Annotated in this window: 16 protein-coding genes; 15 read left to right on the top strand and 1 reads right to left on the bottom strand. The window is 44.4% G+C overall.

What is annotated here, in order from left to right; genetic code table 11:
- The first annotated feature begins 4 nt into the window (after positions 1 to 4).
- Positions 5 to 952 (top strand): protein translocase subunit SecF, encoded by a 948-nt coding sequence (gene secF / locus AB4513_RS13295; protein WP_009848283.1) that lies wholly within the window; start codon positions 5 to 7, stop codon positions 950 to 952.
- 343 nt (positions 953 to 1,295) lie between these two features.
- On the opposite strand, the gene suhB is transcribed toward secF, so the two are convergent.
- Positions 1,296 to 2,099: an inositol-1-monophosphatase gene (gene suhB, locus AB4513_RS13290; protein WP_009848284.1), complete on the bottom strand. Its 804-nt coding sequence runs from the start codon at positions 2,097 to 2,099 to the stop codon at positions 1,296 to 1,298.
- A gap of 181 nt (positions 2,100 to 2,280) precedes the next feature.
- Between suhB and trmJ the strand changes: the two genes are divergently transcribed.
- The 14 genes from trmJ (at position 2,281) to ispG (ending at position 14,992) form a co-directional block, all read left to right on the top strand.
- Complete coding sequence (gene trmJ / locus AB4513_RS13285) at positions 2,281 to 3,009, top strand: tRNA (cytosine(32)/uridine(32)-2'-O)-methyltransferase TrmJ (protein WP_009848285.1); 729 nt, start codon at positions 2,281 to 2,283, stop codon at positions 3,007 to 3,009.
- A gap of 116 nt (positions 3,010 to 3,125) precedes the next feature.
- Positions 3,126 to 3,647, top strand: coding sequence for a Fe-S cluster assembly transcriptional regulator IscR (iscR, locus tag AB4513_RS13280; protein ID WP_010440512.1), 522 nt, complete (start codon positions 3,126 to 3,128; stop codon positions 3,645 to 3,647).
- A gap of 27 nt (positions 3,648 to 3,674) precedes the next feature.
- Entirely contained in the window at positions 3,675 to 4,889 is a 1,215-nt protein-coding gene (locus tag AB4513_RS13275; protein ID WP_009848287.1) for an IscS subfamily cysteine desulfurase, read from the top strand.
- A gap of 33 nt (positions 4,890 to 4,922) precedes the next feature.
- Positions 4,923 to 5,300, top strand: coding sequence for a Fe-S cluster assembly scaffold IscU (gene iscU / locus AB4513_RS13270; protein ID WP_004735094.1), 378 nt, complete (start codon positions 4,923 to 4,925; stop codon positions 5,298 to 5,300).
- Positions 5,301 to 5,403: 103 nt separating this feature from the next.
- A complete protein-coding gene (gene iscA, locus AB4513_RS13265; RefSeq protein ID WP_004735095.1) occupies positions 5,404 to 5,727 on the top strand; it encodes an iron-sulfur cluster assembly protein IscA in 324 nt (107 codons plus the stop codon).
- 80 nt (positions 5,728 to 5,807) lie between these two features.
- On the top strand, positions 5,808 to 6,323 hold the full coding sequence (gene hscB / locus AB4513_RS13260; RefSeq protein WP_009848288.1) for a co-chaperone HscB: 516 nt from the start codon (positions 5,808 to 5,810) through the stop codon (positions 6,321 to 6,323).
- A 22-nt stretch (positions 6,324 to 6,345) separates the two neighbouring features.
- Positions 6,346 to 8,196: a Fe-S protein assembly chaperone HscA gene (gene hscA, locus AB4513_RS13255; protein ID WP_102258222.1), complete on the top strand. Its 1,851-nt coding sequence runs from the start codon at positions 6,346 to 6,348 to the stop codon at positions 8,194 to 8,196.
- Between the two features lie 20 nt (positions 8,197 to 8,216).
- Positions 8,217 to 8,555 carry an ISC system 2Fe-2S type ferredoxin gene (fdx, locus tag AB4513_RS13250; RefSeq protein ID WP_004735098.1) on the top strand — a complete coding sequence of 113 codons (339 nt, stop codon included), beginning with the start codon at positions 8,217 to 8,219 and terminating at the stop codon, positions 8,553 to 8,555.
- Positions 8,556 to 8,647: 92 nt separating this feature from the next.
- Positions 8,648 to 8,848 carry a Fe-S cluster assembly protein IscX gene (iscX, locus tag AB4513_RS13245; protein ID WP_004735099.1) on the top strand — a complete coding sequence of 67 codons (201 nt, stop codon included), beginning with the start codon at positions 8,648 to 8,650 and terminating at the stop codon, positions 8,846 to 8,848.
- 206 nt (positions 8,849 to 9,054) lie between these two features.
- On the top strand, positions 9,055 to 10,350 hold the full coding sequence (gene pepB, locus AB4513_RS13240; protein ID WP_009848290.1) for an aminopeptidase PepB: 1,296 nt from the start codon (positions 9,055 to 9,057) through the stop codon (positions 10,348 to 10,350).
- A gap of 106 nt (positions 10,351 to 10,456) precedes the next feature.
- Complete coding sequence (ndk, locus tag AB4513_RS13235; protein WP_009848291.1) at positions 10,457 to 10,891, top strand: nucleoside-diphosphate kinase; 435 nt, start codon at positions 10,457 to 10,459, stop codon at positions 10,889 to 10,891.
- Positions 10,892 to 11,313: 422 nt separating this feature from the next.
- Positions 11,314 to 12,456, top strand: coding sequence for a bifunctional tRNA (adenosine(37)-C2)-methyltransferase TrmG/ribosomal RNA large subunit methyltransferase RlmN (locus AB4513_RS13230; protein ID WP_009848292.1), 1,143 nt, complete (start codon positions 11,314 to 11,316; stop codon positions 12,454 to 12,456).
- 441 nt (positions 12,457 to 12,897) lie between these two features.
- Positions 12,898 to 13,863 (top strand): cytoskeleton protein RodZ, encoded by a 966-nt coding sequence (rodZ, locus tag AB4513_RS13225; protein WP_009848293.1) that lies wholly within the window; start codon positions 12,898 to 12,900, stop codon positions 13,861 to 13,863.
- 7 nt (positions 13,864 to 13,870) lie between these two features.
- Complete coding sequence (gene ispG, locus AB4513_RS13220) at positions 13,871 to 14,992, top strand: flavodoxin-dependent (E)-4-hydroxy-3-methylbut-2-enyl-diphosphate synthase (RefSeq protein WP_009848294.1); 1,122 nt, start codon at positions 13,871 to 13,873, stop codon at positions 14,990 to 14,992.
- Positions 14,993 to 15,047: the final 55 nt, after the last annotated feature.

Here is a 15,047-nt window from a genome sequence, read left to right as displayed (position 1 = left end):
TAATATGTTTCAGATTCTAAAAGCAGACAAAATGATCGACTTCATGCGTTGGTCAAAGGTTGCCTTTTTATTCTCAATCTTGATGATTGGTACTGCCATCTATACTCTAACAACGAAATCGTTGAACTGGGGTCTAGATTTTACTGGTGGTACCCTGATTGAAGTGGGTTTTGAGGAGCCAGCAAACCTACCTGACATTCGAAGCGCACTAGAAGCTGAAGGCTTTGGTGATGCTACGGTTCAGAACTTTGGTTCTGCGCGTGAGGTAATGGTTCGTCTACGTCCACGTGATGGTGTTGCGGGCGAAACGCTTGGTAACCAAATCCTGTCTGCAATTAAAGATGGTACTGGTGAGCAAGTTGAGATGCGTCGTATCGAGTTCGTTGGTCCTAACGTAGGTGACGAATTAACAGAAGCTGGTGGCCTTGCTATCCTTGTTTCTCTGATCTGTATCTTGATCTACGTATCAGTGCGATTTGAATGGCGATTAGCTGCAGGTGCTGTATTAGCCCTAGCGCACGACGTTATCATCACACTAGGTGTGTTCTCTCTAATGCAAATTGAGGTCGACCTTACCATCGTAGCAGCCTTGCTAACGGTAGTCGGTTACTCCCTCAACGATACCATAGTGGTATTTGACCGTATTCGTGAGAACTTCCGTAAGATGCGTAAAGGCGAGGCACCTGAAGTGCTGAACAGCTCAATCACACAAACATTGAGCCGTACATTGATCACTTCTGGTACAACGTTATTCGTAGTTATCGCACTGTTCGTTCAGGGCGGCGCTATGATTCACGGCTTTGCGACTGCACTTCTACTGGGTATTACCGTTGGTACTTACTCTTCTATCTACGTTGCATCTGCACTAGCTATGAAGTTGGGTATTACGCGTGAACACCTAATGCCACCACAAGTGGACAAAGAAGGTGAAGAGTTTGACGAAATGCCTTAGGCCACGGCTTAACAACTTTCGCTAAACCAAAAAAACCGCTGGGCAACTAGCGGTTTTTTTATGTCTGTATATTGTGGGTTAGCTTTTGGAACCGACTGAACATTGTCGTATTTACCAATACCAATACCAATACCAATACCAAGTGCCAAAGTAGCTAAGTCACTATCTAGTGGCGATCTAAATACAGCTTACAGAGCAGTGATTTGTGCTCACTGCAACTAACCGACATTTTGGTCGTATCTCGTATCTCGTATCTCGTATCTCGGATACAAAAAAGCCTCGCAATAGCGAGGCTTTGAAAATCTTCTGCTCTTAACTAAAGAGCATTAACGCAAGGTCTGAATTACTTCAGCATACCTTCGTTAGAGTTCTCACGAACGTGCTTAAGAATAGACTTAACACCACGTGCGCTTGAAGCAACAACATTACCAGAGGTCATGTAATCAGTGCCGCCTGCAAAGTCAGTCATGATAGCACCCGCTTCACGAGCGATTAGATCGCCAGCTGCTAGATCCCATGGCTTAAGGCCTAGTTCTAAGTAACCGTCAACACGGCCAGCTGCTAGGTAACATAGGTCAAGAGCTGGAGAACCAGTACGACGGAAATCAGCACAATCAACGAATAGACCAGAGATGATCTTCATGAAAGATTCAGAGTGTTGTTTTTGCTTGAATGGGAAACCAGTCGCTAGAACAGTACCTTGAAGGTCTTTTAGTTGAGTAACACGCATACGAGCGTTGTTAAGTTGAGCGCCAGCGCCACGTTGAGCTGTGAATAGCTCGTTTAGCATTGGGTCATAAACACAAGCAACTTCTGTACGACCGTTCATGCGAACAGCGATAGATACAGAGAAGTGAGGGAAACCTTTTACAAAGTTGTTGGTGCCATCTAGTGGGTCAACGATCCATTGTACGTCAGAATCTTTACCTTCAGTTAGGCCTGACTCTTCAGAAATAATGCTGTGCTCTGGGTAAGATGATTTGATTGTCTCAATGATCATGTACTCAGCTTCTTGAGCAATGTTAGTAACGTAATCGTTGTTACCTTTTAGAGACGATTCGATCTTATCAGTTGTTTCTAGAGATTTAGCAATATGGTTGCCAGCTTTACGCGCAGCGCGTATCGCAATGTTTAGCATTGGATGCATATGGTTTTTCCCACAAGATGTTAAAGAACAGTTTAAAGCGGCGGCGAGTATACCAAAGTTTCCCCAAAAGGGAAGTGGTTATTTTTTGAACTCTTGATTTCACATTCCGAGAAGGGTCTGACCATTTTACTTAGCTATGTGTTAATATCTCGCGATTATTTTTAAAGTGGTGTCATATAGCATGTTAGACAATGTAAAAGTCGTTCTGGTTGGTACGTCTCATTCGGGAAATATCGGATCAGCAGCTCGCGCAATGAAAGTGATGGGTTTGAGTCAGTTAGTTCTTGTAGACCCTCAATGTGAAGTTGACGAGCAGACCTTAGCACTGGCTGCGGGTGCAGGTGACATCGCGGAAAACGCGACCATCGTTTCTACACTGGATGAAGCAGTAAAAGACTGTGGTTTGGTGGTTGGTTCGAGTGCACGCTCTCGTACGCTTGAATGGCCAATGCTTGAGCCGCGTGAATGTGGACAAAAATTTGCAGTTGAAGGTCAAAAGCACCCTGTAGCGTTAGTGTTTGGCCGTGAGCGCACTGGCTTAACCAATGATGAGCTTCAGAAGTGTCATTTCCATGTATGTATTCCTGCAAACCCAGAATACAGCTCACTAAACCTAGCAATGGCAGTGCAGACTCTGAGCTACGAAGTGCGTGTAGCTCACCTTGATATGGTCGCTAGCCAATATCAGCCACAGCAACAAGATGAGTACCCTCGTCACGAAGAACTAGAAATGTTCTATGAGCACCTTGAAAAAGTGATCATTGATACCCAATTTATCTCTAAGGATAAGCCGGGTCAGGTGATGAATAAACTACGTCGTCTGTTCAGTCGAGCTCGTCCAGAGTTGCAAGAGATCAACACTCTACGCGGCATTTTGACTTCAATTGAGAAGAGCAAAAGCGACAAATAAAGCCCGCACAAACAATAAGGGTGAATACCTGACTAAAATAGTCAACTAAATACTTGACCAATTTAGTCGGGTATGGGAAGATTCCAACCACATAAACAATGTGGATACGGTGTGATATGAAACTTACATCTAAAGGAAGATATGCGGTAACAGCTATGCTAGATGTAGCACTGCATTCGCAAAAAAGCCCAGTTCCTCTGGCTGATATTTCAGAGCGACAAGGCATCTCGTTATCTTACTTAGAACAGCTATTTTCTAAGTTACGTAAAGCTGGCTTAGTTGCTAGTGTTCGTGGTCCTGGCGGTGGTTACCGTTTAGGTGCTGAAGCGAGCGACATCGCTGTCGGAACTGTAATTGCTGCAGTAGACGAATCAGTTGATGCAACTAAGTGTCACGGTCGAGCAGATTGCCAAGGTGGCAGTCGTTGTTTAACTCACACTTTATGGCGTGATTTAAGCTCCCGAATCAGCAGCTTCTTAAACGACATTACGCTCGGTGAGCTAATGAAAGATAACGAAGTTTTAGAGATTTCTGATCGTCAAGATATCGATCTTGCGGTTAATAATGGTTTTGCACATAAAAATACGAGCACTACAACGATTAGTGCAGCACCTCACGGTGTTAATGCCCGCTCTTAGCGGTCAGTTTTTACATTGGAGTAGAAAATGAAACTGCCTATTTACTTTGACTATTCAGCTACATGCCCAGTCGATCCACGTGTTGCTGAAAAAATGGTTCAGTGCATGACGATGGACGGTAACTTCGGTAACCCTGCATCTCGTTCACACCGTTACGGCTGGCAGGCAGAAGAATCAGTAGATAATGCTCGTGAGCAAATTGCCGATCTACTAAATGCAGACCCACGTGAGATTGTTTTTACGTCAGGTGCTACAGAGTCAGATAACCTTGCTATCAAAGGTGCAGCGCACTTTTACGAGAAGAAAGGTAAGCACGTAATCACGTGCAAAACAGAACACAAAGCGGTTCTTGATCCATGTCGCCAACTAGAGCGTGAAGGTTTTGAGGTTACATACCTTGAGCCAGAAGCTAACGGCATCATCGATCTAGACAAGCTACAAGCTGCAATGCGTGAAGATACTGTTCTAGTTTCTATCATGCACGTAAACAACGAGATTGGTGTAATCCAAGATATCGGTGCAATCGGCGAATTATGTCGTGCACGCAAGATTATCTTCCACGTTGATGCGGCGCAGTCTGCGGGTAAAATCCCACTAGACGTAAAAGAGATGAAAGTTGATCTTATCTCTATGTCTGCACACAAAGCATACGGCCCTAAAGGCATCGGTGCTTTGTACGTTCGTCGTAAGCCACGTATTCGCCTTGAAGCGCAAATGCACGGTGGCGGTCATGAACGTGGTTTCCGTTCTGGTACGCTTGCTACTCACCAAATCGTGGGTATGGGCGAAGCGTTTGCTATCGCTAAGCAAGACATGCAGAAAGATTACGACCACGCACTAGCACTTCGTGAGCGCCTATTGAAAGGTGTTCAAGATCTAGAAGCAGTAACCGTAAACGGCGACTTAGACCAACGTGTACCACACAACCTAAACGTGAGCTTCGCTTTCGTTGAAGGTGAGTCTCTGCTTATGTCTCTAAAAGACCTAGCGGTATCATCAGGTTCTGCATGTACATCAGCAAGCCTAGAGCCTTCATACGTTCTACGTGCTCTTGGTCTGAACGATGAACTGGCACACAGCTCAGTACGTTTCTCATTCGGCCGTTTCACAACGGAAGAAGAAATCGACTACGCGATTGCACAAATCCGTGTAGCGGTAAACAAATTACGCGACATGTCTCCTCTATGGGATATGTATAAAGAAGGGATTGATTTGAACACTGTTGAGTGGGCTCATCACTAATCTCACGGAAATAGAGGATTCGAGGTAACTATCATGGCATATAGCGAAAAAGTAATTGATCACTACGAAAACCCACGTAACGTAGGTTCGTTTGATAAAGAAGACCCAAGTGTAGGTAGCGGCATGGTTGGCGCACCGGCTTGTGGTGACGTAATGAAACTGCAAATCAAAGTATCTGCAGAAGGTATTATTGAAGACGCAAAATTCAAGACTTACGGTTGCGGTAGCGCAATCGCTTCTAGCTCACTGGTTACAGAGTGGGTTAAAGGTAAAAGTATTGATGAAGCTGCTGCTATTAAAAACTCTGAAATCGCAGAAGAGCTTGAGTTGCCACCAGTGAAAGTTCACTGTTCAATTCTTGCTGAAGATGCAATCAAAGCAGCTGTTGCGGATTACAAAAAGAAGCACTAATCGCTTCAATACCGTAATTACGTCGACAAAATAAGTAATATTTTGGAGCACCCTTTGTGCTCCCACCTGAGTTCTCAATTTATATAAAACACAAGGTTGTAGTATGGCCATCACCATGACAGATACGGCAGCAAGCCGAGTTCAAGCTTTCCTAGATAACCGTGGTAAAGGTCTCGGGTTACGCTTAGCAGTAAAAACTACTGGCTGTTCGGGTATGGCGTATGTACTGGAATTCGTTGACGAGCTTAACGAAGAAGACGAAGTGTTTGAGCACTCAGGTGTTAAGGTCATCATTGATCCAAAGAGCCTAGTATACCTAGACGGTACTGAGCTTGATTATGTAAAAGAAGGCCTAAACGAAGGTTTTGAATTCAACAACCCGAACGCGAAAGGCGAATGTGGTTGTGGTGAGAGCTTCAATGTTTAAACGCTTGAATCGTTAAGCGTTGTAAGCGAAGAATAAAATTAGGCTCTGAACAAAGAGCCTAAACTTAGGACCACCTTTACATGAATCATTTCGAATTATTTGGGCTACCACTTCAGTTTCAACTGGATGGTAGCCTTCTTTCTTCTCAGTTTAGAGATCTGCAACGCCAATTCCATCCTGATAAATTTGCGATAGCTTCTGAGCGTGACCGCTTATTAGCCGTGCAAAAAGCGGCACAAATCAACGATGCGTATCAGGTATTGAAGAATCCAATCAGCCGAGCAGAATACCTGCTAGTTCAACACGGTGAAGACATTCGTGGCGAACAACAAACCATGCAAGATCCGATGTTCCTGATGGAGCAAATGGAACTGCGTGAAGAGCTGGAAGATATCGCAGACAGTTCTGATCCTGAAGATGCGCTATTTGCATTTGAAGGCAAGGTTAGCAAAATGTATAAACAACAATTAAGCGCTATCCAACAAGAACTCGAAAGCGAAGCTTGGCTAGAAGCTGCAGACCGAGTAAGAAAGCTTAAGTTTATTGCAAAATTAAAGAATGAAATCGAATTAGTTGAAGATCGTTTGATCGGCTAGTTTGTATAACAAGGACACATCCATGGCACTACTTCAGATTGCAGAACCAGGGCAAAGCGCCGCTCCTCACCAGCACAAGCTTGCTGTGGGTATTGATTTAGGTACAACAAACTCGTTGGTTGCTGCAGTACGCAGTGGCGAGGCAAGTACACTCGTTGATCAACAAGGTCGAAGCATTTTACCTTCAGTTGTTCACTATACGTCAGAGTCGTACACCACTGGCGATGAAGCTCGTGCTAACGCGCAGACTGACCCTAAAAATACCATTATCTCAGTTAAGCGATTAATCGGTCGTTCACTGTCAGATATTCAACAGCGATACCCGTCTCTGCCATATCAGTTTGAAGAAAGTGATAATGGTTTACCTGTGATCCGCACAGAACAAGGCAACAAGAACCCAATCCAGGTTTCTGCGGATATTCTACGAGCGCTTGGCCAACGTGCTGAGTCTACGTTAGGCGGTGAGTTATCTGGCGCCGTAATTACGGTTCCTGCGTATTTTGATGATGCACAGCGTGCTGGTACGAAAGACGCGGCTCAACTTGCTGGTCTTCACGTGTTACGTCTTCTTAATGAACCTACTGCGGCAGCGATTGCTTACGGTCTGGATTCAGGTAAAGAAGGGGTGATTGCGGTTTATGACCTTGGCGGTGGCACGTTTGATATCTCTATCTTACGCCTGTCTAAAGGTGTTTTTGAAGTATTAGCAACGGGTGGCGACTCTGCATTAGGCGGAGACGACTTTGACCACTTGATCGCAGAGCACTTCCAAGAGCAAATGGGCTTATCAGAGCTAACCGCAGAACAGAATCGTATTCTTCTAGATGCAGCAACAGAAGCGAAGATTGGCTTATCTGAAGCTGAAAGCGTTAATGTTGAAGTGTTGGGTTGGGCTGGTTCATTAACTCGTGAAGAGTTTGAAGACATCATTAAGCCGCTTGTTAAGAAAACACTGCTTTCATGTCGTCGTGCATTGAAAGATGCTGAAGTTGACGCGGATGATGTTCTAGAAGTCGTGATGGTCGGCGGTTCAACTCGTACGTTACTTGTACGTGAAATGGTCGGTGACTTTTTTGGTCGTACGCCATTAACCAGCATTAACCCAGATGAAGTGGTTGCGATTGGCGCTTCTATCCAAGCGGATATCTTAGTCGGCAACAAGCCTGACTCTGAAATGCTGCTGCTTGATGTTATTCCTCTTTCCCTAGGTATCGAAACGATGGGTGGCTTGGTCGAAAAGATCATCCCACGCAATACCACGATCCCTGTTGCTCGCGCACAAGAATTTACCACGTTCAAAGACGGTCAAACTGCAATGACAGTACACACCGTGCAAGGTGAACGTGAGATGGTTGATGACTGTCGTTCATTGGCTCGTTTTGCTCTAAAAGGCATTCCACCAATGGCTGCTGGTGCGGCGCATATTCGTGTGACTTACCAAGTAGATGCTGATGGCCTGCTATCGGTGACTGCTATGGAGAAGAGCACAGGTGTTCAAGCTGAAATTCAGGTTAAACCGTCTTACGGCTTAAGCGATAATGAAGTGGCGAATATGCTGAAAGATTCGATGACGTTTGCTAAGGAAGACATGCAAGCGCGTGCTCTCGCTGAACAACGTGTAGAAGCAGATCGTGTTATCGAAGGTCTTATTGCAGCAATGCAAGCTGATGGCGATGAGCTGCTTGATGAGCAAGAAAAACAGCTCCTTCTGCAAGCTATTGAAGCACTGATTGAAGTGCGTAATGGCGAAAGCGCTGATGCCATCGAACTAGAAATTAAGAATACCGACAAAGCGAGCCAAGACTTTGCTTCTCGTCGTATGGATAAATCAATTCGAGCTGCACTGTCAGGTCAGTCAGTCGATAATATTTAATAGTTAGAGAATAGATAAACATGCCAAAGATTATTGTTTTACCTCACGAAGATCTATGTCCAGAAGGCGCTGTTTTAGAAGCAAAAACTGGTGAGACGGTTCTTGATGTTGCATTGAAGGCCGGTATTGGTATTGAACACGCATGTGAGAAGTCGTGTGCATGTACTACATGTCACGTCGTGATTCGTGAAGGTTTCGACTCTTTAGAAGAGAGTGATGACCTAGAAGACGACATGCTAGATAAAGCATGGGGTTTAGAGATGGAATCTCGCCTTGGTTGCCAAGCTAAAGTGGCTGATACTGACCTTGTAGTTGAAATTCCAAAGTACACACTGAACTTAGCTTCTGAAGAGCACTAAGAAATAAGCTCGACCAAAACTGTTAGTAAAGCTGGCATAGAATATAAGTCACTAAGATGACAAATCGTCGCTGATAAAGATAAGGAAATGTTATGAGTTTGAAATGGATTGATTCGCGAGATATTGCGATTGAACTATGTGATTTATACCCAGATACCGATCCTAAAACAGTACGCTTCACGGACTTGCATCAATGGGTGCTAGATCTTGAAGATTTTGATGATGAGCCGAATCACTCGAATGAGAAAATTCTAGAGGCCATTATATTGTGCTGGATGGATGAGATGGATTAATCCTCTTGTCTAATCACTTGGTCGCGGGTTGGTATCAGTCCAATGTAAAACGCAGCCAAGTTAACAATTCTTACTAAAAAAAGCGGACCTTATGGTCCGTTTTTTTATCAAAATGACATTTTCCTCCTACATAATGCTAACATCAGTGCGCTAATAAAAAACAATCAGAATCACATACTCAAAGTGGTTCATGACAAGGAGAAATCATGTCTACACAGATGTCAGTATTTTTAAGTCAAGAAGCTGCCCAGCCTCAGTGGGGAGCAAGAGCTATTTTATCGTTTTCAGAAGCGGGAGCGACAATTCACATTGGTGAAGGCCACGATCTAGGCGCAGTTCAACGTGCAGGTCGTACGCTTGACGGACAAGGTATCGCATTGGTTGCACTTAGCGGTAAAGGCTGGGATCTAGAAAGTGTTTGGGCTTTTTACCAAGGCTACCGTGGACCAAAGAAAAAGAATGCATTGGAGTGGGATGCTCTAGCTGAAGCTGATCAAGTTGAATTAGAAGCACGTATCCGCGCGACAGATTGGACTCGTGACATCATCAACAAAACGGCTGAAGAAGTTGCCCCTCGTCAATTAGCTACAATGGCAGCTGAATACATCAAGTCAGTGGCACCAGCAGGCACTGTTAAAGCGAAAATCGTTAAAGACAAAGATCTCCTAACTGAAGGTTGGGAAGGCATCTATGCGGTAGGCCGCGGCTCTGAGCGTACTTCTGCAATGCTTCAACTGGACTTCAACCCAACCGGCGATGAAAACGCACCCGTGTTTGCTTGTCTTGTGGGTAAAGGTATCACTTTCGACTCAGGCGGTTACAGCATTAAGCCAGGTCAATTCATGACAGCAATGAAGGCTGACATGGGTGGCGCCGCGACTATTACCGGTGGTTTAGGTCTTGCGATTGAACGTGGCCTGAACAAGCGCATCAAGCTTATCTTATGTTGTGCAGAGAATATGATCTCTGGTCGTGCATTGAAGCTTGGCGACATCATTACTTACAAAAATGGTAAGACTGTCGAGATCATGAATACCGATGCGGAAGGTCGTTTAGTTTTGGCTGATGGCCTGATGTTCGCAAGCGCTCAGAATCCTGAGTTGATCATCGACTGTGCAACGCTAACTGGCGCGGCTAAAAATGCATTAGGTAACGACTACCACGCATTATTGAGCTTTGATGATGAGTTGTCTCATCAAGCACTAACGGCTGCGAACCAAGAGAAAGAAGGTCTATGGCCATTGCCGCTTGCTGATTTCCACCGTGGTATGTTGCCTTCAAACTTTGCTGATCTTTCAAACATCAGCTCTGGTGATTACACTCCGGGTGCAAGTACAGCTGCCGCGTTCCTTTCTTACTTTGTAGATGACTACAAAAAAGGTTGGATTCACATGGATTGCGCGGGTACTTACCGCAAGTCATCAAGTGATAAGTGGGCTGCAGGCGCGACTGGTATGGGTGTTCGTACACTGGCTCGTCTTCTTATCGACCAAGCAAAATAATAATAAGAGTGAGCGGTATTTCGATACCGCTTATTCATAAACTCAGATCGAATGATCTTAGTAATTTCAGTATTTAATAACAAAAAAATGAAGTGAAGGAATCCCTATGGCTCTAGAAAGAACGTTCTCAATTGTTAAGCCGGATGCAGTTAAGCGTAACCTTGTCGGTGAAATCTACCACCGCATTGAAAAAGCTGGCCTACAGATTATTGCCGCTAAAATGGTTTCTCTTACAGAAGCGCAAGCAAGTGGCTTCTATGCAGAACATGAAGGTAAAGATTTCTTTGGACCACTAAAAGAGTTCATGACTTCTGGTCCTATCATGGTTCAAGTACTTGAAGGCGAAAATGCGATCGCTCGTTACCGTGAACTAATGGGTAAAACTAACCCAGAAGAAGCTGCATGCGGCACTATCCGTGCTGACTACGCAATCAGCATGCGTTACAACTCAGTACACGGCAGTGATAGCCCTGAATCTGCGGCTCGCGAAATCGAATTCTTCTTCCCAGAATCTGAAATTTGCCCGCGTCCAGCTGAATAAGCAGACAACAGCAAGTCTCAATAAAGGCTTCACTTCGGTGAAGCCTTTTTCATTTCTGGTGAGTTCTCGTGTTATTCCTGAGAGTGAAGAAGGAGCATATCAGGAGTCTGAGTTTACTATTGGAGATTCCAGATACCTCGTTCCTCGGTTCTGGAATGACGAACAAGTCGCGTTAGTAGGAGGTCGGAGAGGGTGCGAGTATTAGGTGGTTAAAGCCCGTCATTCCCGAAAGCGACGGAGGAGCGTAATCGGGAATCTCTCTTTGAATTGGCCGAACTTAAGCAGGTAAATTTGACTGTGTGAATTTTAATCACTTAAGTTTGAATGTCTTAGTAAACACAAGGTTTTACAGTGCTTGTTGAAGTCGCGTAAAGGCTGTACAATTCGCGCCCTTAATTATTGTTCCGTCATTGAGAGGCATCATGACCACAGCTAAAGTCAATCTACTCGATTTTGATCGTAAAGGTCTTCGTAAATTTTTCACAGAAGAACTGAATGAGAAAGCGTTTCGAGCAGAGCAAGTGATGAAGTGGATTTATCACTTCGGTGTCGATGACTTCGAACAAATGAACAACATCAACAAAAAGTTACGTGAGAAACTGCTGCATCGCTGTGAGATTGTTGCACCTATCGTTTCTGAAGCTCAGCACTCTGCGGATGGCACCATTAAATGGGCGATGAGCGTTGGTGACCAAGACGTTGAGACTGTATACATCCCAGATGGTGATCGTGCGACGCTATGTGTTTCTTCGCAAGTAGGCTGCGCGCTTGAATGTAAATTCTGCTCTACGGCTCAACAAGGCTTCAACCGTAACCTGAAAGTTTCAGAGATCGTTGGTCAAATCTGGCGTGCTGCACGTGAAATCGGTTTAGAGAAAGAAACGGGTCGTCGTCCAATTACTAACGTCGTAATGATGGGTATGGGTGAACCTCTATTGAACATGAAGAACCTAATTCCATCATTGGAGCTGATGCTTGATGATCTAGGTTTCTCACTGTCTAAGCGTCGTGTAACAGTATCAACATCTGGTGTTGTTTCTGGTCTTGATCAGATGACAGACAACATCGATGTAGCTCTGGCTATTTCTCTACACGCACCAAACGATGCACTACGTAGCCAAATCATGCCAATCAACGATCGTTGGGATATCCAAGACTTCCTAGCATCGGTTCGTCGCTACATTGCTTCTTCAAATGCTAACCGCGGCAAAGTAACGGTTGAGTACGTTCTGTTGGATCATGTGAATGATGATATGGACCACGCTCGTGAACTTGCTGAGCTAATGAAAGATACGCCTTGTAAGATCAACTTGATTCCATTTAACCCTTATCCGGGTTCGCCTTATAAGAAGCCAAGCAACTCTCGTATTGATCGCTTCCAAAAAACGCTGATGGAATACAACTACACAGTTACGGTTCGTAAAACTCGTGGTGATGATATTGATGCCGCATGTGGTCAGCTGGTTGGTGATGTTATTGATAGAACCAAGCGTACTAAAATGCTGAAAGCCGCCTCTGAAGCTAACTTGATCGCAGGTGATGTGATTCAAGTAAAAGCGGTTTAAATACCATTTAGATCTAAACAAGCCAGAAGGATTCCTTCTGGCTTGTTGCTTTTCTGGAAGGTGAATTTCCAATAATTGGATTTTTTCCCCACGCTTTCTTACATTTTTCGTCAAATTTTGGACAAAACCATGAGCTGACGGTAAATTTTGTTTAAAGTGTTTTTGCCTTGCAATGGCATTAGCTTATGATTAACTCATCTTAAATTAATTTAAGTGCTCGCTTGTTACCCGATAATCATCAATGTGTCTATTTAGGTTGGCTACTTGATAAACTAGCTTCCTGAGAAGGTCATCCATAGTCAATGGGTGATGTTCGTCTTTAAGGGTTGATGATTTAGATAACAGGAAAAATTCCACACAAAGTGGGTTGTTAGATTGAGCTTAAACGACAATAAAAATGCTCTCATCAACCTGCGATAATACTTTAGAAGTTCACTCTCTATGAACACAGAACACGAAACACAAACAAAAGAAACTGTCGCTCCAGAAATCGAAGCGGGAACGCTGCTTAAAAATAAACGAGAATCTCTTGGTTTAACACAAAAGCAGATTTCTGATCGTTTAAAGCTGCGCGTTACGCTGATCCAACAAATTGAAGAAAACCAATTCGAGTCAGATCAAGTTGCCACCTTTATGCGTGGCTACATTCGTTCATACGCGAAATACGTCAATCTTGACGAAAAGGTCGTATTGAGCGCACTCCATCATGCTGGTGACGCTCAACATCAAGAACAAGAAATGTTGAGCTTTTCTCGTAAGACCAAAACCGAGAAGCACAACAGCCGTATTATGATCCTTACTTGGAGCATTTTTGCGGTAATTGCGGGTATCTCCTCACTGTGGTGGTGGCAGAACCAACAACAAGACACCCTATCTCAATCTTTAGCTAATACTGAAAGCTCAGAAGAGCTAGCTGTAGAAGAATCACTTGCCCCTGAATTCACCTCTTTAGAAGTGATTGAAGCTGAACAAAATGAAGAGGGTTCTTCTGTTGTTGAAAGTACTGATGACCTTGCTGCGATAAGCGATGCGGAAGATTCTGTTACTTCAACTGACGAAACTACTGCACAGCAAGCAACAGAGACAGAACAAACTGCTGAAGTTGCTGTTAATGCTGAAATTGCTGCTAATGCAGAAGCTGTTGAAGCAAGCACTGCGCCTGAAGCTGTGATTAACGAGTTAGTGATGCAGTTCTCTGCTGATTGCTGGATCCAAGTGAAAGATGCTTCGGGCAAAACCTTGTCGACTGGCATCAAAAAAGCAGGTCAGTCGTTAAATCTATCAGGAACTGCGCCATATAAAGTGATTCTAGGTGCGCCAGAGGGCGTATCGATGACATTTGCAAGTGAACCTGTCGACCTTTCTGGGTATACTTCAGGCAAAGTAGCTAGAATAACCTTACCTTAGAGTTAATATGCAACACGAATCTCCTATTATTCGTCGCAAATCAACCCGTATTTATGTGGGTGATGTGCCGATCGGTGATGGTGCACCAATTGCTGTGCAATCCATGACCAACACAAGAACAACAGATGTAGCCGCGACCGTTGCTCAAATTAGAGCTCTGGAAAAAGTTGGCGCTGATATCGTTCGCGTATCTGTACCGACTATGGATGCAGCTGAAGCCTTTAAGCTAATCAAGCAGCAGGTCTCTGTTCCTTTGGTTGCTGATATTCACTTCGACTACCGTATCGCACTTAAAGTGGCTGAATACGGTGTTGACTGTCTGCGTATCAACCCAGGTAACATCGGTAACGAAAGCCGCATTCGCTCTGTTGTGGATTGTGCTCGTGATATGAATATCCCGATTCGTATTGGTGTTAACGGCGGTTCTCTTGAAAAAGAGATCCAAGAGAAATACACAGAGCCTACAGCAGAAGCGCTTGTTGAATCTGCAATGCGTCACGTCGACATCCTAGACCGTTTGAACTTTGATCAATTTAAAGTCAGCGTTAAGGCGTCTGATGTATTCCTAGCCGTCGGTTCTTACCGTTTGCTTGCTAAGCAGATTGATCAACCTCTTCACCTTGGCATTACCGAAGCGGGTGGTGCGCGTGCAGGTTCTGTGAAGTCAGCGGTAGGTTTAGGCATGCTTCTCTCTGAAGGTATCGGCGATACGCTGCGTATCTCGTTAGCGGCTGATCCTGTTGAAGAGATCAAAGTTGGCTTTGATATTCTTAAATCTTTGCGCATTCGCTCGCGTGGCATCAACTTCATTGCGTGCCCGAGCTGTTCTCGTCAAGAGTTCGATGTTATTAACACCGTTAATGCCCTTGAAGAGCGCCTAGAAGACGTGATTACTCCAATGGATGTATCTATCATCGGTTGTGTGGTTAACGGCCCTGGTGAAGCTGAAGTGTCTCACTTAGGTCTAGCTGGTAGTGCACGTAAGAGTGCTTTTTACGAAGACGGTAAGCGTCAGAAAGAGCGCTTCGATAACGATGACCTTGTCGACAAACTTGAAGCTAAGATTCGTGCAAAAGCATCAGTGCTTGATAAAGCAAATCGCATTGATGTAGAAAACTTAGAAGATTAATACAACGCGATGGGGTGTGATTGTCTATTCGCACTGATACCTGGTCGTGAGAAAT

This window comes from Vibrio sp. 10N.222.54.E6 (assembly GCF_041473955.1).
Lineage (GTDB): Bacteria > Pseudomonadota > Gammaproteobacteria > Enterobacterales > Vibrionaceae > Vibrio > Vibrio tasmaniensis_A.
This window is presented reverse-complemented; position numbering and strand designations above follow the sequence as displayed.